The organism is Timaviella obliquedivisa GSE-PSE-MK23-08B (assembly GCA_019358855.1).
Classification (GTDB): Bacteria; Cyanobacteriota; Cyanobacteriia; order Elainellales; family Elainellaceae; genus Timaviella; species Timaviella obliquedivisa.
Genome location: JAHHII010000008.1, coordinates 109,943 through 131,893 on the forward strand (window position 1 = coordinate 109,943; position 21,951 = coordinate 131,893).

19 protein-coding genes are annotated in these 21,951 nt (G+C 49.0%); 11 read left to right on the forward strand and 8 right to left on the reverse strand.

Annotation, left to right across the window (positions count from 1 at the left end; genetic code table 11):
* Positions 1–29: 29 nt before the first annotated feature.
* Positions 30–245, reverse strand: coding sequence for an RNA-binding protein hfq (locus KME11_15220; protein MBW4516559.1), 216 nt, complete (start codon positions 243–245; stop codon positions 30–32).
* 108 nt (positions 246–353) lie between these two features.
* Here KME11_15220 and dapF point away from each other — a divergent pair, with 108 nt between their 5' ends.
* Positions 354–1,193: a diaminopimelate epimerase gene (gene dapF / locus KME11_15225; protein ID MBW4516560.1), complete on the forward strand. Its 840-nt coding sequence runs from the start codon at positions 354–356 to the stop codon at positions 1,191–1,193.
* 71 nt (positions 1,194–1,264) lie between these two features.
* Here dapF and gap read toward each other — a convergent pair whose 3' ends face one another.
* The 4 genes from gap to KME11_15245 form a co-directional block, all read right to left on the reverse strand.
* Entirely contained in the window at positions 1,265–2,320 is a 1,056-nt protein-coding gene (gene gap / locus KME11_15230) for a type I glyceraldehyde-3-phosphate dehydrogenase (GenBank protein ID MBW4516561.1), read from the reverse strand.
* Between the two features lie 193 nt (positions 2,321–2,513).
* Entirely contained in the window at positions 2,514–4,163 is a 1,650-nt protein-coding gene (locus KME11_15235) for a CocE/NonD family hydrolase (protein ID MBW4516562.1), read from the reverse strand.
* A gap of 14 nt (positions 4,164–4,177) precedes the next feature.
* The gene (locus KME11_15240; GenBank protein MBW4516563.1) at positions 4,178–4,618 is read right to left on the reverse strand and encodes a cupin domain-containing protein; all 441 of its coding nucleotides are present in this window, start codon (positions 4,616–4,618) and stop codon (positions 4,178–4,180) included.
* A 173-nt stretch (positions 4,619–4,791) separates the two neighbouring features.
* Positions 4,792–5,181, reverse strand: a complete 390-nt coding sequence (locus tag KME11_15245; protein ID MBW4516564.1) for a RidA family protein — start codon at positions 5,179–5,181, stop codon at positions 4,792–4,794.
* Between the two features lie 418 nt (positions 5,182–5,599).
* Between KME11_15245 and KME11_15250 the strand changes: the two genes are divergently transcribed.
* Positions 5,600–6,607: a hypothetical protein gene (locus KME11_15250; protein MBW4516565.1), complete on the forward strand. Its 1,008-nt coding sequence runs from the start codon at positions 5,600–5,602 to the stop codon at positions 6,605–6,607.
* A gap of 16 nt (positions 6,608–6,623) precedes the next feature.
* Here KME11_15250 and KME11_15255 read toward each other — a convergent pair whose 3' ends face one another.
* Both KME11_15255 and KME11_15260 read right to left on the reverse strand, forming a co-directional pair.
* Entirely contained in the window at positions 6,624–7,718 is a 1,095-nt protein-coding gene (locus KME11_15255; protein MBW4516566.1) for a hypothetical protein, read from the reverse strand.
* Between the two features lie 27 nt (positions 7,719–7,745).
* Entirely contained in the window at positions 7,746–8,081 is a 336-nt protein-coding gene (locus KME11_15260) for a YbjQ family protein (protein MBW4516567.1), read from the reverse strand.
* Between the two features lie 118 nt (positions 8,082–8,199).
* On the opposite strand from KME11_15260, the gene KME11_15265 reads away from it, so the two are divergent.
* From KME11_15265 to KME11_15305, 9 genes are all read left to right on the forward strand, one after another.
* Complete coding sequence (locus KME11_15265; GenBank protein ID MBW4516568.1) at positions 8,200–9,369, forward strand: tetratricopeptide repeat protein; 1,170 nt, start codon at positions 8,200–8,202, stop codon at positions 9,367–9,369.
* A 20-nt stretch (positions 9,370–9,389) separates the two neighbouring features.
* A complete protein-coding gene (locus tag KME11_15270) occupies positions 9,390–10,472 on the forward strand; it encodes an AI-2E family transporter (GenBank protein MBW4516569.1) in 1,083 nt (360 codons plus the stop codon).
* Between the two features lie 184 nt (positions 10,473–10,656).
* Positions 10,657–11,589, forward strand: a complete 933-nt coding sequence (locus KME11_15275) for a hypothetical protein (protein ID MBW4516570.1) — start codon at positions 10,657–10,659, stop codon at positions 11,587–11,589.
* A gap of 58 nt (positions 11,590–11,647) precedes the next feature.
* Positions 11,648–12,127, forward strand: a complete 480-nt coding sequence (ispF, locus tag KME11_15280) for a 2-C-methyl-D-erythritol 2,4-cyclodiphosphate synthase (GenBank protein MBW4516571.1) — start codon at positions 11,648–11,650, stop codon at positions 12,125–12,127.
* Between the two features lie 103 nt (positions 12,128–12,230).
* Positions 12,231–12,941 (forward strand): PHP domain-containing protein, encoded by a 711-nt coding sequence (locus KME11_15285; GenBank protein ID MBW4516572.1) that lies wholly within the window; start codon positions 12,231–12,233, stop codon positions 12,939–12,941.
* Positions 12,942–13,106: 165 nt separating this feature from the next.
* Positions 13,107–14,498 (forward strand): AAA-like domain-containing protein, encoded by a 1,392-nt coding sequence (locus KME11_15290; protein MBW4516573.1) that lies wholly within the window; start codon positions 13,107–13,109, stop codon positions 14,496–14,498.
* Positions 14,499–14,542: 44 nt separating this feature from the next.
* Positions 14,543–18,175 (forward strand): AAA-like domain-containing protein, encoded by a 3,633-nt coding sequence (locus tag KME11_15295; protein ID MBW4516574.1) that lies wholly within the window; start codon positions 14,543–14,545, stop codon positions 18,173–18,175.
* A 493-nt stretch (positions 18,176–18,668) separates the two neighbouring features.
* Positions 18,669–19,541 carry a M23 family metallopeptidase gene (locus KME11_15300; GenBank protein MBW4516575.1) on the forward strand — a complete coding sequence of 291 codons (873 nt, stop codon included), beginning with the start codon at positions 18,669–18,671 and terminating at the stop codon, positions 19,539–19,541.
* Between the two features lie 13 nt (positions 19,542–19,554).
* A complete protein-coding gene (locus KME11_15305; GenBank protein ID MBW4516576.1) occupies positions 19,555–20,541 on the forward strand; it encodes a glycosyltransferase in 987 nt (328 codons plus the stop codon).
* A gap of 3 nt (positions 20,542–20,544) precedes the next feature.
* Here the strand turns inward: KME11_15305 and KME11_15310 are convergent, their stop codons facing one another.
* Positions 20,545–21,894, reverse strand: a complete 1,350-nt coding sequence (locus tag KME11_15310) for a TIGR03279 family radical SAM protein (protein MBW4516577.1) — start codon at positions 21,892–21,894, stop codon at positions 20,545–20,547.
* Positions 21,895–21,951 lie beyond the last annotated feature (57 nt).

Below are 21,951 nucleotides of genomic sequence, written 5' to 3' on the forward strand. Positions count from 1 at the left end.
GTTCTTTATGGGGATGCTATGGTTTTAGATTATCCTTTAGGCTTCATATACGCGATCGCCTGTATCCAAATCACGGTGGGTTGATCATAATGATCGACCAGGCAAATGCAGTTATTGTCTTGCCAGCGAATTTTTCCCGTTATTAAATCATTGGTCAAAAGCTTTATTTCGACTTCTTTGTCTTCCCGAATGAGCGTTTGGATTTGTCTGATGCTGGGGAGTCCGGTTTCTAGTTCATTCGCCATAGGTCGGAGAGTAAGGGATAGGGATGTCAAGGATAAATGGTAAACGCTATTCTAAGATTTGCATCTATCCCCTCATAAAACCCAAATTAGACTGGAAAAATTCCACTTATGATTTCATTCGTCAAATATCACGGCTTGGGCAACGACTTTATTTTGGTGGACAATCGGCAACAGTTAGAGCCCATGATCACACCAAAGCAAGCGATTTTGTGGTGCGATCGCCATTTTGGGATTGGCGCTGACGGCGTGATCTTTGCGTTGCCGGGTCAAGCAGGCAGCGACTACACCATGCGCATTTTCAACTCTGATGGTTCTGAGCCAGAAATGTGTGGCAACGGCATTCGGTGTTTGGCGCGCTTCATTGCCGACTTAGAAGGAGAAAATGCCAAAGAAGTCTATCGGATTCATACCCTCGCTGGGGTAATGATTCCCAAACTAGAAGCAAATGGACAAGTGACGGTAGACATGGGTTTACCGCGTCTAATAGCAGCAGAAATCCCCACAACTCTGGTAGCCGCTGACCAGCAGGTCGTGAATCAGCCTATAGAAGTGGCTGGGAAATCTTGGCAGGTCACCTGTGTCAGCATGGGCAATCCTCACTGCATTACGTTTGTCGCTAATGTGGCAGAAGTTCCGCTAGAGGCGATCGGGTCGCAGTTTGAGCAGCATCCTGCTTTTCCTCAAAAGATCAATACAGAGTTTATTGAAGTGGTCAGCCGCGATTATTTAAAGATGCGGGTGTGGGAGCGAGGCGCAGGGATTACCTTAGCCTGTGGAACGGGGGCTTGTGCAGCGTTGGCGGCTGGAGTTTTGAACGGATTGTGCGATCGCCGTGCCACCGTCGAATTACCCGGAGGATGCTTAGAAATTGAATGGTCTGAGGTCGATCAACGGCTATATATGACGGGCCCCGCCCAACAAGTTTTTAGTGGAGCAACAGATTTGTAGACAAGTTGTTGATACTCCTACGGCTAAATACTTAAAGCTAAATACTTAAAGCCGTAGGAGCATCAGATCGCTTACCGCACCGCTGAACTCATCAAGTTTACAGCTTTTAATAATCCTTCCTTTGCTGCCATCGACAGCATCAGGTCAACCACACGGCAGGAGTAGCCCCACTCGTTGTCGTACCAAGACACCACCTTAAAGAAATTAGAATTCAACTCAATTCCGGCCCCTGCATCAAAAATACTAGAGCGGGGATCGCCTAGAAAATCACAGGAGACGACTTGTTCATCGGTGTACCCCAAAATTCCTGCTAATTCGCCTTCGGCAGCTTGCTGCATTGCCGCACAAATTTCTTCGTAGCAGGTCGCTTTAGCAGTCTTGAAGGTTAGATCAACGACCGAGACATCGGGGGTAGGAACGCGTAACGCCATGCCCGTCAGCTTTCCTTTGAGTTCGGGCAACACTAGTGCCACCGCTTTAGCGGCTCCTGTTGAAGAAGGAATAATGTTTTGGGAGGCTCCGCGTCCGCCCCGCCAGTCTTTGGCGCTGGGGCCATCGACCGTAGGCTGAGTGGCAGTCATGGCATGGATGGTGGTCATGAGTCCTTCAGTAATGCCGAAGTTATCGTTCAGGACTTTGGCGATCGGGGCAAGACAATTGGTCGTGCAGCTTGCATTAGAAACGATCGCATCGGTTTCAGGATTGAACTGGCTATGGTTCACCCCAATGACAAACGTAGGAACGCGATCGGGATCTTTCGTCGGCGCACTGATAATGACACGCTTTGCGCCTGCCTGAATATGTCCAAACGCTGCATCAAATGTAGTAAATAACCCCGTAGATTCCACAACGTAATCTACGCCCAACGCACTCCAAGGAAGTTCTGCTGGGTTGCGCACCGAGGAGCAGCGAATGAGATGACCATCGACTACAATGCCTTCTGTCGTTGCTTCTACAGTGCCATTGAATCGTCCTTGAGTGGAATCGTGCTTGAGCAAATAAGCCAGGTTATCAGGGGCAACGAGGTCGTTAATTCCAACAAATTCAAGATTGGGATTTTTGATTCCGGCACGCAAAACCAGTCTGCCAATGCGACCAAAGCCATTGATGCCTATTTTGATAGACATGAGTTAAAGCTCCTTGAGAATAAATTTGGGCTAGTGTCAAATTCTTATCAAACTGCCAGGAGGGCGATCGCCGGGATATTTATTCCTAAACTTTTGGTCTTTCCCGATCGCTCTACAATGCATTAGCAAAGAACTATTTAACTGTGTTGCGTTTTCTTTGAATGTTTATATCGAGCATTTATTGAACCGATCTCTAAATAGAATGGTCGAATTCAGAAAGAGAGAGGCATATTTGAGAAGGCTGCTCAGAACGACTCTGTAATGTCAGAGTGATGACTCTGGCATCAATTAATCGACTTCTGCCTGCTGCCTTCCCGGTGCCCGAATTGACTGCATAAGCTGGAAAAAAAGCAGCGCTAATGCTGAGGCGAAGGGCACTACCTTTAGGAATGCAAATGCAAGTGGGTTGTAAGATAATCTCGACCTGGGGTTGAAGAGAATCGATCCGTCGATAGCCTTGAGAAAAGTTGTAAACCCCGTCTGTCTTTACTTCGGATAGTACGGCACAGAGATCAAAGCTAGGGGCATCGGCAGTGCAATAAAGCGATACGCTAAGTTCTCCGGCTAAAGATAAATCTGTCGTTAAGGGATCGGTTTGGTAGGTCAATACATCGGTGCGGCAATCGAGAGCAGTGCGATCGCTCCCTCCCACTGCAAACCCTCCATGTCCACCGATCGCCGGGACAGGTCGCCAGGGATCATGCACCCATGTATCTGCTGGCAATTCTGCTGGCAATGACTTAAACGCTCGCATCTCAACCAACTTTCCTTCCCGTTCATCCATTCCTGCTAGCCCTGTGGTAACCAAGAAATAAGATTTCGTTCGCGCGGCGGGAAACTGCTCAAACGTTCGCCATTGATTGCTGCCCATTTCAAACAGATTAACCCGAGGCTCGTCGAGTAAGCCTGTATCTTTACCCTTAAGAAAGTGATCAAACCAGCGAATTTGAAGGCGATCGATCCCCCGGTTCGCGGCTAATCCATAATCGATCGCCCCCACCTTCCGCCCCCACGGCAAATGAGCCCAAGGGCCCACCCAAAGTGCTTGCGGCGAACTGCGAGTTGCCATTTCCTTGTAAAACCGCAGCGTGCCCCGCATGTAAGCATCAAACCAACCGCCAATATGCAGCATCGGCAAATCCACATGGTGCATATAAGCCTGGGGGGAAAGCTGCCTCCAGTAATCATCGGGTTCAGGATGCGCTAGCCAATCGTGGTAGAAGGAGTCGGGAGCAAACTGCTGGAGGAGATCTGAATGGGGACAAACGGGATCTGATAAAGGCAGGCTGCAGGAAGCAGTGTAGAGCGCTTGGTAAGCCTCTGCATCTCCTTGCCGACGAGCCGTTTCAGCAGCAAGTTGGATTGCCCACCCTAAGTTGAGTTGGTAGCAAAATGCCCCGCCTTCGTATGCCCAATCCTGGTAGAGGTCGTAGCCAATCATGCTGGGACAGAGGGTTTTGAGGGCTGGCGGATGGGCGGCGGCAGCGTAGAGTTGGGTCATGCCTTGGTAAGAAAATCCATACATGCCGACTTGTCCGTTACTTTGGGGAAGAGAGGCTGCCCAATGGACGGTATCAAACCCATCGTTAATTTCATGGGCAAATAGATCGAAGTTACCTTCGGAGGAGCCGCGCCCGCGCACGTCTTGAATGACGACGATGTAGCCTTGAGCCGCGTACCAAGTAGGGTGGGCATAGACGACGGTAGAGGCGATTGCTCTGCCATAGGGCTGCCGCATCAGCAGCACCGGAAATTCGTGGGTAGTCTGCTCTAATAGAGTTTGCTTCAAAGACTCCGGATAGTAAACATCTGCGTCTAGGCGTACCCCGTCACGGGTTTCCATAGAAAGGCTGTGCTTCATGCTGTTGTGCGCCGCAGGACTGCCCAATCTTCTGCGTCTAGTTCAACCGGGGTACCACTCCGGATCAACTCAGCAAAGTCCTCGTTAGGAACCATAATGCAGAGAGCATAAAGCCGCTCTGAACCCGTGTTTTTAATAATATGAACGCCAGTCGGGGGGACTAAGAGACTGTCACCAGAGCAAATGGGCACTGTTTTACCATCGCAACTGGCTACTCCTTCGCCTTTGAGGATGAAGAACATTTCTACTGCCAGTTGATGACGATTGGGCAGTGTTTTTCCGCCTACATCAAAGATTTCTATGCAATAGGTCAACGACATATTGGCGATGACAGGATCAAACACGATCGCCAGTCGATTGGTATCGTTTGCGCCAATCCGATAAGCTTGATAGTCGTTGGGAGTCTTAAAGACAGGAATGACGCAAGACGCATCCATAAATCCTCTAGGTTTGGAAATCGCTTAGGAGTTGCAATTAAATAACACCCTGAATCGCCCCCTAAATCCCCCATTCTGGGGGACTTCCGAACCTTTCAAAGTCCCCCAGAATGGGGGATTTAGGGGGCTGAAAAGTCAATACGTCTCACTGGGTTTTATTTTCACGCAACTCCTTATTCACCACAGTAAACAATCAAGTCAATTTCCACATCCCCAAATCCTGCCAAAGCAGTCACCCCGATCGCGGTTCGTCCTGGGAACTGCCCATTCTCAAAATAAGTAGCATAAACCTCATTCACGATCGGCAGCCAGCGAAAATCGGTGATAAACACTCGTGCCATAACCACGCGATCGAAGCAGGTTCCAGCGTGTTCTAAGACTCGCTTTAAGTTTTGCATAACTTGATGAGTTTGCTCTTCAATAGAACCTCTGTCTACCGCTCCGGTCGCTGGATTTTGAGAAAGCTGTCCGGTTACAAATAGCAAATCTCCAGCCCGCACTGCATGGCAGTAGGGAGAGACAGGAGGCAGGATGTTATCGGGTAGCGTAATTCGTTCAAACATGGGATGGCTCTTCAACAGTAAGGTCTAGATCCTACGATAAGAACTGCTTTGTCGTCTAAAAGAGGTAAATTGGATCGCTTGAATCTGGCTCTCTATAGAAATCAACTTATTGAGATGAGTGCATGGGTCGATCGCCCACACTGCCATCTGTTGAGCTACTTGAATGGAAAGAATTCAGTAATGACCTCATCCAACGCTCACATAGCTTGAGCGTAAACATACGTAATTTTAAAGCTTAGAAACCTATAATCATCGTCAGGATGATTGCACTCGCTTTAACAAAACTTCTGACACATCCGCTCTAGGAAGTTACCTGTTCAAAAAATAGTTGTGTAGACAATCTTGCACTCATTCCTCAAGAGAGATCGCAACCTTTCGCTCATCCAAATTCTACTTAGTTTTTATTGAGAGATTTACCGTGACTGGAACCCATCCTATTACTTTTGTCTGCTGCGTCGAATCGGGCCCTCTCGAAGTTCAAACCGTCCGCATGATTGAAAGCCTCCGGCGGTGGGGCGGAAAATTTGCCAATGCTCCGATGATTGCGGTTACACCTCGGTTTGGGCCGCCGCTTACCCACGCCACTCAAGCAGCTTTCGATCGCCTCCAGGTTCAACACCTCCGCTTTCAATCTCACAATCAATACATTTGGTTTAATTTTATTAATAAGCCGAGTGCCCTCCTTGCCGCCGAACAACACAGCACCACCGAAGCAATTTGTTGGCTTGATAGCGACCTGTTGATTGTGGGCGAACCTAGCGAATTAATCTTACAGCCCGGCGAAGATTTCCTTGCTTGCGCTTCCGACAAAAATATTGGCACCGCAGGCGCTGACGATCCGTTCGATCGCTTTTGGCAGGAAATTGGGCGATCGGTTGGCATCAACGTAGATGACCTGCCTTGGGTAACCACTGAGCAAGAGCATCAAAAAATTAGACTGTATTGGAACGGTGGCATTTTAGTCTATCGTCGCTCGACGGGCTACGCGAAGGACTACCTGCACATGTGCGAACAAATGCTAGATGCTCAGATGATCGATCATAATTCTGCTGAAATTGGCACAGGTGCCTTTGCCCATGAACAGATTGCCGTTGGACTTTCTATGTTTCGCATGGGGCTATCTTGGCGGGCTTTGCCTTACTCTCACGACTACATTATGAGCAGTCGCAGCCATCAAGAATGCTACCAAGAAGAACTGCTGCGATCGGCAAAAATTATTCATTACCACGACTCAATGTGGCATTGGTTTTGGGCAGAGTTTATTCAGTGCTTAAAAAATACCCATCCTGAAGTTGCAGACTGGCTGGCACCTCTAGGTTCTCTTACCCATCCTGCGCCCTGGCACTATCGGGTCATGGGAAAGGCTTTGAAAACTAAAAGAAAACGCCAAGAGGCAGCTTATGTAGAAGCTTGTCGAGTTGTTTAATCCTGAATCATACAAGTCAGGATGAAGGTTCCCAGAGTTTTATCCAGTTGTTCTTAATAGCAGGATCGAGCCAATCTAATAAGGCGATTTTGTTTGCTTGGAAGCGTGGAAAATCATGCTGGGCTGTCTTTAAGCTGAAATCGTTTTGTCCTTCAAAAGATTGAACCATTTGTAAGGCGATCGCCGCCCAAATATTGGCATACTCTTGGTTTTGGGTAGCGTAGAAAAAAGCAGTTCGGTAGCAAAGATGGGCAAATTTATACTCTGGAGTCCAGCGCTTGATGGCTGTCAAAAGGCGGGTAATGATTTTGTCGGATACAGCTTTGGGCGGATAGCCTACAACTGGAGAACTGGAGCTTTTGAGAAGGTTCTCTAGGGTGTCGGCGCTAAAGTCTGGAAATAATCCTGCTGTTTGTAAGTGAACAAAGCGTCTGGCAAACCCATAATAATGTTCGATCAGGTCTTCGCTGGTTGAAAGCTGGGTGGCTTGGTTTAGAGTGACTCCGACCCCAAACTGCTCGACATTAAAAATGGGCGATCGCCCATATAACTCATCCACGACTGCCAAAGACCGCTCCAACAATTCTCGGTGGCTCGGTTCAACGCCAATCACCCCTGAATTAAACATGCTGGACTGAGGCGAAACCTTAATTCCGCTAATCTCAAGACCCTCACTAATTTTTTCGATCATGGGCTGCCAGAGCGGATGGTCGATAATATGAGCAAATTCCATCAGATGCATCACCGTTTTCTGGGGTGAAATTCGCTCGAATAGGCGGGTTGGAGAGGCAGTAAAATACGTATCTGTATCAATCAGAGCCACGGGTGCCTGGTAATGATCGAGCGCCTTAATCAAGGCGTGAATTTTAACCCGATGGTTATAGATACCGTGGGGCGATCGCGTCCAGTCTTCAAACTCTGCGGCAGAAAATTGGAGATGATCGATCGGCAACTGAGGATCAAAATCTTGGCGATTGCTAATGACACTAATCACAATGTCATCTTGTTCCCCTGCTGCTCTAAGCTGCTGGAGCGCCGAAAAGATACTGAAAAAAAGTTCTAACTGGTACTCTCTGCGATCGCCATAAAAAAGGTAAGCCAGTACTTTCATAGTGCCCTTTCAAATACCTGGTGGATTTTAACGTAAAGCCTGTAGCCGTACAGCAGTTCCGGTTGCCGTAATTAGTAACAATGCCCCCGTTGCGTCAACGTTGATCGAGCCAGTATCAACCTCAATCCCAATGACCGCATCTGCCCCCAGCCGATCAGCCCGTCTTTCAAGCTCGGCAAGGGCATCTTGATGTCCTCGCTCAAACACTCGCTCATAGCTACCCGTTCGACCACCAATCATATCGCGGATACCTGCAAAAAAATCTCGTAGTGCATTGCTGCCATAAACCACCTCAGCGGTGACAATTCCAAGGTACTCTTCAACCACTGCTCCTTGAATGCCATCGGTTGTTGATAGAATCATTAGTTGTCTCCGCACATGTTTGTAAGGGTTTCGTTAAAGTCCAACCAACAAAGTTCAGACAAAGTTTAAAAAGTCTAACAAATGTCACCAGATGACAGTACCATCCCTGGAGTTGACCGTGAATAAGAACGTTTTGCTAGCTCAGCTTTTCATCCTTGGCGGGCTGGCAGCTATGGCTTCACCGCGCTGCTTTGCAGATACTGCAAGGGTCGCCTCTGCACAAATTTCTCCTGCTGCGCCTTCACGGGTTGCGCTCCCAATTGCACTTTTACTGGCTCAGGCTGATCAATCTGACGACGATCGCCTGAATGATTTGATCCGTCAAGGTCGAGAATTAGTCGAAGCAGACAAGGTTTCCGAAGCGATCGCCACTTACCAACAGGCGGCGACGCTTGCCCCAGATAACGCCCGGGTCTTTTCGGCGATCGGCTATTTACAAGCCCAACAGCGCGACTATCAGGCGGCTGTTGAAGCTTACGAACAGGCGATCAGGCTTGATGCTCGTAACGCCGACTTTTACTACGCTTTGGGATATAGCAAAGCCAACCTGAATGACAACGCAGGAGCCGCTGATGCTTACCGCAAAGCCACCCAACTTAAGCCCGATTACGTGGAAGCTTTTCTAGGTTTAGGAATTGTCCTATCTCGGCAAGAAGACTATGCCGGGGCGATCGCGGCTTACCAACAAGTTCTTACTCGTCGCCCCAACGATGCCCGCATCCAGGAATCCATTGGCACTGCCTACATTCAGCAAGAGCGCTACCCCGAAGCCCTAGAAGCCCTACGTCGCGCTGTTCAACTCTCCCCTCGCCAAGGAAGTGCCTTTCTTAACTTGGGCGTGGCGTTCCTGAACTCGGGGAACGTGCCCGAAGGCATGGCAGCCTTGCAAAAAGCAGCGACGTTAGAGCCTCGCAACGGACTGATTTATCTTCAGCTAGGAGATATTTACAAAGCTCAAGGCAACTTAGACGAGGCGCTGATCCAATATCGACGTGCGGTTTCGGTGCAGCCTAGTTTGAGGGAGGCGCACCTGGCATTGGGCGAACTGTATTTAGAACGGAAAGATGTCTTGGCGATCGTTGCGTTTCGAGAACTGGTGGAGCTTGCACCCGAAGACCCAGAGGCTCACTACTACTTAGGGATGGCATTAAGCACGCGCGATCGCACCGACGAAGCCATCACTCGACTGGAACAAGCCCGGAATTTGTATGCTCAAAGCAATAATGAAGAAGGTGTCAAAAAATCAGAAGATGCCCTAGCAGACCTCCAGCGCAATATTCGCCCCTAAGCTCCGCCTCCCCAGATCCCATGTTTCAATCCCTGACTAAACTTCCTCGTGTTGTTGCCATTGGTCTAATTTTTCCAATGCTGTTCTTGAACGGGTGGCTGCTGTGGATCGTAACGCAGCAGCTAGAGCCCCTCGTCAGCATTTTAATCACTGCTACCCTGATCTCTTTTTTGTTGGACTACCCCATCCGTTTTTTGCACCAGATGGGCGTTAAGCGAGGATGGGCAGTTGGACTCGTGTTCTTGATTTTTGCGCTAATTCTGAGTGGTCTCGTCTTCATTCTGGGCCCATTGATTTTACGTCAAGCCAACGAGTTGATTGTTCGCCTTCCCGACTGGATTAAATCGGGGCAGCAGCAGCTAAGCAGTTTGGAAGACTGGGCGGCAGCCCAACAGCTACCCATTGATCTACGCAGTAACATTGCTCAGCTTATTGAAAAAGTTTCCTTGACCCTCCGATCGCTCACCAGCCAGCTTATTAGCCTGACCTTAAGCGCCATCAGCAGCCTCGTCAACGTTTTCCTAACCCTTGTCTTTGCTGTATTTCTAGTTTTGCGAGGAGAAAGCCTCTGGGCTGGCATCTTGGGCTGGCTGCCGCTGGCCTGGAATACCCAAGTTCGCCAATCTTTACCCCAAAACTTTGAGGGCTATATCGCTGGGCAGGTGACGTTAGCTGTTGTCCTGAGCATTACACAAACGATCGCCCTATTTGTTTCAGGGGCACCCCTGGCGCTGCTGTTTGGGCTAGTGATTGGCAGTGCCAGCCTAATTCCCTTTGGCGGCACCACTGCAATTTTGGTGGTCAGCCTCCTCTTGGCGCTACAAGATTTTGGGCTAGGGCTAAAGGTTTTGCTGGTGGCAGAAGTCGTGCTTCAAGTTAACGAAAATATTGTGGGTCCCAGAGTTTTAGGCGAAATCACAGGATTAAACCCAGTCTGGACGCTAATTTCCTTATTTATTGGTGTCAAACTAGGAGGTGTGCTGGGGTTGATTGTTGCCGTACCTATTGCCAGTTTTATTAAGGGAACCGCTGATACGATTCGCACAAGTCAAGTTAGACAGCCTGCTCCCGCTGCTGAACTTATTTCAGTGGGGCAGGAGTAGAGCGTTCCAAGTGCAGAAATTGCCCTTAATATGTCTAGTTAATCCCTTGGGATGAATTAAAGTTTCAAAAATGTTCAGATGTGGCTTGACAAAGGTTACTAGTTGCAACAAGTACGCTTAAATCTTTGTGAGATACTGAGCTATAACTTCTAAGGTTCACAACACCTCAATTGAAAATCAAATGATGGTAGATCCAATAGACGATATCGCCCGACAGGCGCGCCAGGGCAGCGTGGCGGCGGTCATTCAAATTTTGAACGAAAAGTTAGCCGACTCGGGTATCCGAACCCGTGCCATTTTTGAGCAGGGCATTTTGCAATTGCTCTGCGAAGCGCCCAAGCCTGAACAACTCGATCGCCCTCATCTGGTGCCCCAAGTGCAGCAAATTCTAGAATCTTTGCAGCCCCGCAACATTCGTCGGGTCAATATCAACAGCCGCATTGTCCGCGAACAACAATTGCTCTGGTTCGACGAAATTCACCGGGATCCAGAGGGTCAGCTTTTATGGTCTGAAGAAATTACCTTAACGCAGCCTAACTTTTTTCAGCGCCTTGTCCAAGACCGTAAAGATGACAAACATTCCCCTAAGTCCAGCGCCCCTAAAGGTTCTCCGATTCGGCTAGCTCGTGAGAAGCGCGTTTTTTGGCGGGGCTTGCTGGGTGGTGCTAGCCTTAGCCTATTTTTGTTGCTCGTGGGTTGGGCGGTCAAAACTTGGCTGAATCCAAAATTTGTTAACCTATCTCAAGCGACTGCGCCTCAGGGCACAGCGGTCAATCCAGAAGGTAGCTCGATCGCCCCAACAACGGTCAATCCTGCCCCTAATGCTGCTCCAGCGATCGCCCCGACAACGACCACTGCCTCCCCGTTTGTCCAGCCTGCTGCACCTGAAGATTCTTTTACCCAAGCAGTCCGGTTAGCGGAAGACTCGGCAAGGCTAGGGCAAAGTGCCAAAACTCCGGCAGAGTGGTTAGATTTAGCCGCTCGCTGGCGACGAGCTTCAGATTTAATGGAGCAAGTTCCTCCGGATAGTAAGAATTTCAAAATTGCCCAAGATCGGGTTCAAACCTATCGCCAAAACAGCGAGGCAGCCACCCAAAAGGCAAACAGCGCTCAGTAAGTATTGGTAGATTAAGTGTCGGTAGAGATCGATCAGATCAATATTGGGTTCTTTCAAGATGGATTTTCGCATTGGCAATGGCTACGACATTCACCAACTGGTTAGCGATCGCCCCCTCATTTTGGGCGGCATCAATATTCCCCACTCTCTGGGTTTACTAGGTCACAGCGATGCCGATGCGCTCACCCATGCCATTATGGATGCCCTATTGGGGGCATTAAGCTTAGGCGATATTGGACATTACTTTCCCCCAACCGATCCTCAGTGGGCAGGGGCAGACAGCCAAAAGCTTTTGATTCAAGTTCATGATTTGGTTCAATCTCAGGGCTGGCGAATTGGCAATTTAGATACAGTGATTGTCGCCGAGCGACCCAAAATTAAGCCCCATATTGCGGCTATGCGCGATCGCCTCGCCGATTCTTTGCAAATTGCCCCCACTCAAATTGGTATTAAAGCCACTACAAACGAAAAACTGGATGCCGTTGGTAGAGAAGAAGGCATTGCCGCTTATGCCGTTGCCTTGTTAATGAAAGACTAATCATTCAACGCTCAAAGACTAGCGATCGAAGACTCACCAGATAAACTCTCTGCCCACATATTCCTCCGCTATAGTAAGGAAGTGTAAATCACGATAAAGCATTATGGCTGTTAACTTGGCTCAGGATTGTGTTCATTCAACAGCACAGGATGCCACAGCGCTCAGACAGGTATTCGCATCTTTAACCGCAGAAAGTTGTCCCAAATCCTACAACTTTCATATGCATACCGTCTTTTCAGATGGGCGGTTATTGCCTGAACAATTGATGGAACAAGCTGTAGCTATCGGGTTAAAAGGTTTAGCTATTACTGACCACCACAGCGTTGAAGGCTATCGCAAAGCCCAGCAATGGCTAAATGGATGGAGGCACTCGCCCGAAAACCCTCAGCCTAACTCTGCACCCATGCTTTGGACGGGAGTAGAAATTAATGCCGACTTGCTTAACACCGAAGTTCACATCCTTTGTTATGCCTTTAATCCAGATCACGAAGCAGTTCAGCCTTACTTGTTGGGCAAAGAACTGAACGGTCAGTCTTCTCCAGCAGCACAGGTCATTGGGGCAATTCACCAAGCTGGCGGCATCGCGGTGCTGGCTCATCCGGTGCGTTACAAGCGATCGCCTAAGGAACTTATTCCTGCCGCTGCGCAGCTAGGGATTGATGGCATTGAAACTTACTACGCCTATAACAACCCTTCACCTTGGCAGCCCAGCCCTAAAGAAACCCAACAGGTCTTAGAACTAGGCACAGCCGATCGGCTGCTGAATACCTGCGGAACAGATACCCACGGGCTGAGTTTATTGCAACGACTTTAAGACTTTGTTTGGTATTATCTCGAAAGAACTAACTTGCCGAAGCAAAATGCAGATGTGTCTTGTTTAAGTCAAGACGATAGATCACAACATCACACTCTAATTTTTGAAGAGATAGGGTTAGGTAAAAACGGTGCAGGGACGAGCAAAAAAACTAGGGGAGTGGGCATGACAACGCTACACTTATACGAAGATCAGCCGACAAGTTTGGTACCTTCACCTCAAAATGCCTCAGTAGTCATGCCTAAAGAAGCATTAGAGCTAGTGAACAAGATTTTAGAGCCGAAGCGCTTGAGTTATATTCAAGAGCTAGTTTTTTTGCAATCTTGGACTGGGAAAATCTATCGACAAATTGCTGCCGAGTCAGGCTATGACTTGGACTACATCAAAGAAGTCGGCTCTCAGTTATGGGGTGCCCTTTCCGATGCGCTAGGCGAAAAAGTTTCTAAAAAAAATGCTCGCTTAGTGTTGGCAAACTATTCTGTAGCCACTGGGCAGGCGATCGCATCTAGTTTACAGGCTCCTCGCACACCCGACACCCTAGAATTTCCTAGTGATGCCGTCCCCCTTCAGTCTTCTTTGTATATTGAACGCCCTCCTGGAGAAGAACGCGCCTTTGCCGAAGTGTGTAGACCCGGCAGCCTCATTCGGATTAAAGCACCCAGACAAATGGGAAAAACCTCCCTTGTGCTTCGCATCCTTGCCTATGCCAGAGAGCGCGGTCTGCGCCCAGTCATGGTTAATTTTCAGCAGGCAGAGAGTTCAGCTTTAGGAGATTTAAGCCGCTTCTTGCGCTGGTTCTGCGTTTATGTGGGGCATCGCCTGAACTTAGAATCGAGACTAGAGGATTACTGGGACGAAGAAGTTGGCAGTAAGGTGAGTTGCACAACTTATTTTCAGCATTACTTATTGCAAAATATAGACAGCCCAGTGGTTCTGGCTTTAGATGAAGTTAACCGAATCTTTGAGTGTCCTGAACTCGCGCAAGAGTTTTTGCCTTTGCTGAGAGCTTGGCACGAAGAAGCGGCTGAACAGGAAATTTGGCAGAAGCTCCGAATTGTTATTGTTCACTCAACTGAAGTATATGTGCCGCTGAAGCTGAGTCAGTCACCTTTTAATGTGGGTTTACCCATTCAGCTTCAGGAGTTTACCCTCACCCAAGTTCATGACTTAGCAAAACGCTATGGGTTGGATGATGATGGCATCGAACCCCAAGACCTAGAGCCATTGCTAGAACTCGTGGGAGGACATCCTCATCTGGTGCAGCTTGCCTTGTATTGGCTGCGGCAACGAGATGTATCGCCAGCGCAGTTGTTGCAAGATGCTGCCACTCAGTCGGGCATCTACCGCGATCATTTTCTCCGTCATTTGACGACTTTAAATCAAAATCCAGAGCTTTGGGTAGCCTATCGGCAAGTTGTGTCTTCGCCGGAGGCGGTACAGCTAGAGGCGATCGCAGCCTACCGTCTAGAAAGCATGGGGCTGGTCAAAGTTTACGGCAACCAGGTCACACCTAGCTGCGAACTCTACCGTCGTTTCTTTAATAATCAGCTTCAATAAAAACCGCTTCAATAAAATATCAACTAACTCCCGTTGCCCGATCCATGCCTACTTACGAATATCAGGTTGGCGGCAGTCTTAAGCTTGATGCGCCGAGTTACGTCGTCCGTCAAGCAGACCTTGACCTTTACAAGGCACTCATTGCTGGAGAACTTTGTTGCGTTTTTAATTCTCGCCAAATGGGAAAATCTAGTCTGCGTGTGCAAATGCGTTCTCAGCTTCAGCAAGCTGGGATGCGTTGCGCCACCTTGGATATGACCCGCATTGGCAGCGAACAAGTAACTCCGCAGCAGTGGTACAAGGGCATTGCAATGGATTTGCTGCGGAGTTTTGACCTGCTAGGCGGTTTTGACTTTAAGGAATGGTGGCGGGAGCGCGAAGATTTGCCCATTCTTCATCGCCTGAGTCTGCTGCTAGAAGAAGTGCTGATGGTTAAATTTCCCTATGAAAGGCTGTTCATTTTTGTGGATGAAATTGACAGCGCCTTAAGCCTGAGCTTCCCGACCGATGATTTTTTTGCACTCATTCGCTATTGTCACAATCAACGTGCCGAAAATCCTGTTTATCAGCGTTTGACTTGGGCGTTGTTTGGTGTGGCGACTCCTTCTGATTTAATCCGCGATCGCACTCGCACCCCTTTTAATATTGGTCAGGCGATCGAGTTGCGGGGTTTCCAAGAGCATGAGGCGCAACCCTTACTGCTAGGGCTAAAGGATAGCGTTAGCAATCCTCAGGCAGTGCTGCGAACCATTTTAGCCTGGACAGGGGGGCAGCCTTTTTTAACTCAAAAGCTGTGTCAATTAGTTCAGGGGTTAGCCGCAGAAAAAAAGTCTTTAGGTGTCGCCATTCAAGTACCTTCAGGTTCGGAAGCTTTTTGGATGACCCAACTGGTGCGATCGCACTTAGTTCAGAACTGGGAATCCCAAGACCAACCCGAACATTTAAGAACCATCCGCGATCGCTTGCTGAGAGATGAGCAGTGTGCCGGACGCTTGCTGGGCATTTATCAACAAATTTTACATCAGCGTCCTGAGAATGTGGCTATAGAGCGCCGCACTCCGACAACCTATCCTGTGCCACTGGAACGCCGTATCTCAGGAATTGATAAAGATGAACCCGACAGCCTAGAGCAAGTGGAGCTATTACTTTCAGGTTTAGTTGAAAAACAGCAGGGTCAACTTCAGGTTAAAAACCGCATTTATCGAGAAGTCTTTAACCTTGAGTGGGTTGAAACTCACCTTACCTCTTTGCGTCCCTACGCCGAATCTATGAACTGCTGGCTGAGTTCAGGCGGCTTTGACGAATCTCGTTTACTGCGCGGGCAAGCACTGTTGGATGCTCAAGCTTGGGCACAGGGTAAACGCCTGAGCAATCAAGATCATCAATTCTTTGCTGCTAGCCAACGGGTCGATCGCCGGGAATCTCAACTGGTTTTAGAAGCCGATCGCGCCTACGAGGTAGAAGCTAGACTGGCGGTCGAACGGCAGAGTAGCAAACGTCAACGGGGTTTACTGGCGATCGTCAGCTTGGCTTTGGTGGGGACAACGGCTCTAGGCATTGCTAGCTACGTGCAATACCGAAGGGCAGCCGTCAATGAAGTGAAAGCGATCGCCGCCTTTTCTAAAGGACTCTACACCGCCGACGAACGTCTGGAAGCGCTTGTAGCTGCCCTAAAAGCCCAACAACGGCTGCACCAAATTGGCGATCTGTCCGCCTATGCTCAATCAGAAGTAGATGCTGCCCTACGCCGTACCATTTACGGTGCAACTGAGTACAATCGCTTCTCTGCCAACGCCACCGAAGCCCTTAGTCTAGCCCTCAGCCCCTACGGAAAAATCGCTGTTTCTGCCTATAGCAATGGCATGATCAAAATCTGGCAATGGGATGGTACCCTGCTCAAAACTCTACCAGCCCATAAGTCCCGAGTCCTAAAAATTCGGTTTAATCCCGATGGTCAAACCTTCGCCTCTGCCAGTGAAGACGGCACTCTTAAGCTCTGGGACGTTGGCGGCAGGTTGATCAAAACTTTTGAAGGACACAAAGCTCCGGTTTGGAGTGTGGCATTTAGTCAGGGAGGCGGATTTCTTGCCTCTGCCAGCGAAGATAGCACTGTCAGGCTTTGGAAGCTGGATGGCACACTGCTGACGACCCTGAAAGGGCACGAAGCTCCGGTTTGGGATGTGGCATTCAGCCCCGGTGCCAGCAACGGAATCATCGCCAGTGCCAGCGGTGATAATACGGTCAAACTGTGGCGATGGCAAAACCGTGGCAAGACTGAACCGCGCCTTTACAAAACCTTAAAAGGGCACAGCGCGGCTGTTTTAAGCCTTGCCTTTAACCCCGTTTGGAATCCTCGCAATGCTGATCCGAAGGCGATGCTGCTGGCATCGGGCAGCGAGGACAATACGCTTAATTTATGGGATAACAACGGCACCTTAATAAAGACGATCGCCGCCCATGATGCCGCTGTTAACTCGATCGCCTTCAACCAAGACGGACAAATCCTTGCCTCTGCCAGCAGCGATAACACGCTTAAACTTTGGCAAAGCGATGGTTCGCTTCTGACTGTGCTCAAAGGTCATCGAGCCGCTGTTTGGGATCTAGGCTTTAGTTTTGATAGTCAAATGCTGGCTTCTGCAAGTTCTGATGGCATGCTTAAACTTTGGAAGACGGGTGGAATTTTGCAGAAGCGGCTATACGGTCATGAATCTATCATTTGGGATGTTAGCTTTCGCCCCGATGGGCAAGCGATCGCCACTGCCAGTTCTGACCCTAGTGTTAAGCTTTGGAACATGAACGGCAAAGTTACCCAAACCCTGTCAGGATTTAAAGCCGCAGTCAACCAAGCCGTATTTAGCCCCAATGGTCAATGGCTTGCCACCGCCAGTGACGATAGCCGCATTCGCCTCTGGACATTAAACGGCAAATTGCTTCAAGATTTTGTGGCTCATCCTGCTCCTGTGCTTTCCCTCGCGGTTAGCCCCGACAACCAGTTCCTGGCATCGGGCAGCAGTAACCGCACGATCCGGCTCTGGGATAAAAAAGGCAATTTACTGATTACGCTTAATGGTCATAACGCTAGGGTTGCCAGCCTGGCGTTTAGTCCCAATAGCCGATTGCTTGCCTCTAGCAGTGGCGATGAAACCATTAAACTGTGGCACCGCGATCGCACAGGCAGGTTTCAATCTCACGCCGCCCAAACTCTTCAAAACGGCAGCACCGCCACAGGAATCGCTTTTAGTGCTGATGGGCAGTACATTGCTTCGGCAAACGGAGATGGCACTGTTCACCTTTGGCATCAAGATCAGGGCAAATTCCCCGATCGCCCTACGCTAATTCTTAAAGGAAATCAAGCCGCAGCCACCGGAATTGCGTTCAGCCCCAATGGTCAGGTCTTAGCAAGCAGCAGCGTCGATGGTAGCATCCGGCTGTGGAAACGCGATGGCACTTTGCTCACTGCCCTCATTGGTCATCAGGCGGGCGTATTGAGCGTTGAGTTTAGCCCTAATGGTCAAACTCTTGCCTCGGCAGGAGACGACCAAACTGTGATTCTTTGGGATGTGCAGCGAATTGTCAGCTTAGATTTGTTGCAATATGGCTGTAATTGGGTTCAGGATTACCTCAAAACGAACGCAGAAATAGCAGAGAGCGATCGCCAGGTTTGCTTACCTCAATAGCCTCTTCACTTCTTCACTCCAGCCTCATCTAGCATTGTGTTGAATTACTGAGAATATGTAGAAAATACGTAAGGGTTCTCTTGTAAGCGATCGGGCAAATGAGGGTAAGTTTGGTTTGTTCCAGCATTTTTTCAGTAATGCTGAGGCATTTCTCAAAAAGTTTATCAATGGATCTGTGCAATATCTAAGAGGTCAGTTATTCTTGACAGGGTAGATTATTCCTAAAAAGAATTGCAGTCTTCTACACCCAGTCAGCTTTCAGCAGCATTTTTTTCCCAGTCACTCACCAATTCCTGCTGTTCCCTCCTAAAGATTGAATTTTGTTTGAATTTTGACTGATTCAGTAGTTTGGAGCTTGGAAGAGTTAAGAAGTTAAACGTAAAGTCTGCGCTCCCTCATGATGCAAAAAAAGATTAGACGATCGACGCGAAAAGTTCTCCTTCTATTTGGACTAAGCTTGTGCAGTTTCTTTGTCCTAGAAATGGGTCAGCAAATGGTTAAGGCACTGGATCTAGGCAAAGTTGCTTCAAATTCAGCCTTAACAGCCCATTCTGTGCAAAATCTGTCTCAAGAGCTAAAAGTTGCTCCTACAGGACAACTTTCTCCTCTGATCCAACCTGCTCCTCTGATCCAACTTGCTCCTTTGACCCAACTTGCTCCTCAATCAAAAACGCCTACCCAGCCATCAAATCAGGCACCGACTCAATCAGTCCAACAATCAGTCCAACAATCGGCTCAAACTAAATTCCAATTAGCTCCTGCCCAACAGCAACCTCAAGCTCTTGCCATTAACAGCGGTACAGCAGATTCTACTCAACAGCCTATTGCTCAGAACGTTGCCGCTGTTCAGCTAGCTGCCGTTAGTAATGAATGGTCAGGCGCGTCCTTCCCTGTCGAAGATTTTCAAGAGTACACCTCCCCCTTTGGCTATCGCTCCTCTCCTTATGGGGGCTATTCCCAAGAATTTCATTATGGGCTAGACATGGCTGCTCCTGAAGGCAGCTATGTTCGCAACTGGTGGCCTGGCAGAGTGGTAGAAGTCACAGATAACACCAACTGCGGGTCATCGGTGGTTCTGGAATCGGGCCCTTGGACACATATTTATTGTCATATGCAAGGGCATGTTGAACAGACTGCTAATGGATTGGTCTTGATTGATCGAGAAGGCGGCATTCAAATTGCACGCGGACAAGATGTTCCGGCAGGCGCACGGATTGGACGGGTTGGCATGACCGGACGCACCACCGGGCCGCACCTCCACTGGGGCTTAAAATATGACAGTAACTGGGTCGATCCGGCGCTGGTGCTACGGGCTATGTACTCTAACCAACAGGCATCTGCTCCAGGCGATCGCTCTTCTCAGTAGTTACCGTAGTCCTATGCGAAAACTTTATTTTCTCGTTCCGGGTACAGGCGGTAAATTTGCCTGCGGTGGGCTGTGGGCAGAACTCAAAACTCTGCGCTTAGCCCAACAACTCTGTTCGGCAGAAGTTGTCACCTATCGTCAACGCGAACCTGATACCTTATTCCTGGACGACGTTTTGCAAAGCAGCAACTTGCAAGACATCATCTTTGTCATGAGTTGGGGGTTTGATGTCGCCAAGCTTGCTAAAAAGCTCAGAGCATTCAACGCCGTTTACCATGCCCATAGCGCTGGATATGGCTTCAAGTTGCCTGCGTCTGTTCCCATCATTACGGTCAGTCGCAACACTTTAGGCTACTGGGGACAACAGGCTCCTAACTCGCTCCTTTACTACCTCCCTAACCAAATTTCCGACGAGTTTCGCAACTTTAACCTGTCGCGTGATACTGATGTTTTAGTGCAAGCCCGCAAGTCTTCAGAGTATCTTCTTCAGCACCTTGTTCCCGCGCTTAAAGCAAAATGCAAGGTGCTGGTCGTGGATGCTTATGTAGAAGATCTGAGTGAGTTGTTTAATCGGGCGAAAGTTTATCTCTATGACTCGGCTGAGTACTGGGCACAACAGCGAGTCAGCGAAGGATTTGGGTTGCAGCCCATGGAGGCGATCGCCTGTGGTTGCCAAGTTTTCTCCAGCGTTAACGGCGGGCTTTCTGACTACCTTGACCCTGGCTTCAACTGTCACAAAATTGCCGGATATTCTCAGGACTATGACCTTCAACGTATCCTCAACGTCATTCAGTCCAAAACGCCTTTGTTCTCGCCTCAACCCAATTTTTTAGAAGAATACCGCAGCGAAAATATTACCCAACGCCTTCAGGTCATCCTCACAGAACTCAACAATTTCTTCGATCACAAACCCTCGTGTGCTGACAATATTCCCACGCTCACCCCACCCCGAAAAGCCAAGCTGTTTCTGCAACGAGTCCGAAAAAAACTGGGTGTGTAGCCGCTACTTTTTACCCGGAGCGATCGCCGCGACGCAGATCTCTAGTAATTCTTCAATACTGCCAATCTGCCAAATCTGTGTATCAAGCTGCTGCGCCAGTTCATCAACCGTCATGTCGTCCAAAAATCTGGCATCATCGTGCTTAAGCATGAGCGACGGCAGTAAAATTCCAGCCCCCAAATCTTCTCCCTTGAGCGCCTGAAAAATATCCTGCCCTGTGATCAAACCCGTCACTGAGATTTGTTGTCCCCAATATTCGCTCTTCAACGCTGCCATCTTGACCTGCAATCCCTCAACCTGATTCAGCCGTTGCACGATCGGCTCAAATGCCTGCTCCACAGCGTTGCCCACCACCCACGTTAACTGCCGAGGCAAGGAAACTTTAACGGGCAACCGTCTTGCCGCCGATTTAAATTCTTTCAGAAACTGCCGAATTGAACCGACTCCATTGCCAATCTGGGGATAGTCTTCGTAATGAGATTCTGGCGGTAAACTTTCCTTGCCAATTAAAAACCACTCATCGGCTAACCAGGCAAACGTGCTGTCAAACTGCTGGCGAAACTTCTGTTGTAGGCGCTGCACTTGATGAATCACTTCCTGCGCCTTTTCTGGCGTTACGGGCACTAGCTCATCCTCTGCCGGGCGAAAGCGCGTTAGCCCGACAGGCACGATCGCCACTGAAGCCACTGCCGGAATATCGCCGCCATGGAACTGCGCTAAATCCATCAACGTTTGCTCTAAATGTTCGCCATCGTTAATGCCAGGACAAACCACAACCTGCGCATGAATCTGTAGCTCATGTTCCTGAAACCACTTTAACTGCTCCAAAATTTGTCCTGCACGCAGATTTTTAAGAAGCCGAACCCGAACTTCTACTTCAGTTGCATGAACTGAAACATAGAGTGGCGATAGGCGCATCTGGGCAATTCTGTCCCATTCTCGTTGGGTCAAGTTAGTCAGCGTTAGGTAGCTGCCATAGAGAAAACTAAGGCGATAATCGTCATCTTTGAAGTAGAGCGATCGCCGCTTTCCAGGAGGCTGCTGATCGATAAAGCAAAACGGACAGTGATTGTTGCACTGAATCAGACCATCAAATAAAGCCGTCTCAAACTCTAGGCCTAAGTCTTCGTCGTAGTCTTTTTCAATTTCAACCTGGTGCTTTTTTCCCTTGGCATCCAGGACTTCTAAATCTAAGAATTCGTCAGCGCACAAAAAACGATAGTCGATGAGGTCGCGCAAAGGTTGACCATTGATGCTAACCAGGCGATCGCCCACGTCAAAGCCCACCTCAGCGGCGATCGAATCGGGTAAAACGCGGGTGATTTGAGCCGGACGCAAAGAAGATTCGCTCATGACTAGCAATGCACAGACAAAGGGTCAGCAGGTAGACATTTGACGCAGCCTACCCAT

What these genes read in the sequence shown, in the direction of transcription:
- dapF (MBW4516560.1), top strand. Translation starts at nt 354, where the DNA reads ATGATTTCATTCGTCAAATATCACGGCTTGGGCAACGACTTTATTTTG.
- KME11_15275 (MBW4516570.1), top strand. Translation starts at nt 10,657, where the DNA reads ATGGTAGATCCAATAGACGATATCGCCCGACAGGCGCGCCAGGGCAGC.
- KME11_15245 (MBW4516564.1), bottom strand. Translation starts at nt 5,181, where the DNA reads ATGTTTGAACGAATTACGCTACCCGATAACATCCTGCCTCCTGTCTCT.
- KME11_15295 (MBW4516574.1), top strand. Translation starts at nt 14,543, where the DNA reads ATGCCTACTTACGAATATCAGGTTGGCGGCAGTCTTAAGCTTGATGCG.
- KME11_15285 (MBW4516572.1), top strand. Translation starts at nt 12,231, where the DNA reads ATGGCTGTTAACTTGGCTCAGGATTGTGTTCATTCAACAGCACAGGAT.
- KME11_15240 (MBW4516563.1), bottom strand. Translation starts at nt 4,618, where the DNA reads ATGGATGCGTCTTGCGTCATTCCTGTCTTTAAGACTCCCAACGACTAT.
- KME11_15270 (MBW4516569.1), top strand. Translation starts at nt 9,390, where the DNA reads ATGTTTCAATCCCTGACTAAACTTCCTCGTGTTGTTGCCATTGGTCTA.
- KME11_15255 (MBW4516566.1), bottom strand. Translation starts at nt 7,718, where the DNA reads ATGAAAGTACTGGCTTACCTTTTTTATGGCGATCGCAGAGAGTACCAG.
- KME11_15290 (MBW4516573.1), top strand. Translation starts at nt 13,107, where the DNA reads ATGACAACGCTACACTTATACGAAGATCAGCCGACAAGTTTGGTACCT.
- ispF (MBW4516571.1), top strand. Translation starts at nt 11,648, where the DNA reads ATGGATTTTCGCATTGGCAATGGCTACGACATTCACCAACTGGTTAGC.
- KME11_15300 (MBW4516575.1), top strand. Translation starts at nt 18,669, where the DNA reads ATGGTTAAGGCACTGGATCTAGGCAAAGTTGCTTCAAATTCAGCCTTA.
- KME11_15235 (MBW4516562.1), bottom strand. Translation starts at nt 4,163, where the DNA reads ATGGAAACCCGTGACGGGGTACGCCTAGACGCAGATGTTTACTATCCG.
- gap (MBW4516561.1), bottom strand. Translation starts at nt 2,320, where the DNA reads ATGTCTATCAAAATAGGCATCAATGGCTTTGGTCGCATTGGCAGACTG.
- KME11_15310 (MBW4516577.1), bottom strand. Translation starts at nt 21,894, where the DNA reads ATGAGCGAATCTTCTTTGCGTCCGGCTCAAATCACCCGCGTTTTACCC.
- KME11_15220 (MBW4516559.1), bottom strand. Translation starts at nt 245, where the DNA reads ATGGCGAATGAACTAGAAACCGGACTCCCCAGCATCAGACAAATCCAA.
- KME11_15305 (MBW4516576.1), top strand. Translation starts at nt 19,555, where the DNA reads ATGCGAAAACTTTATTTTCTCGTTCCGGGTACAGGCGGTAAATTTGCC.
- KME11_15260 (MBW4516567.1), bottom strand. Translation starts at nt 8,081, where the DNA reads ATGATTCTATCAACAACCGATGGCATTCAAGGAGCAGTGGTTGAAGAG.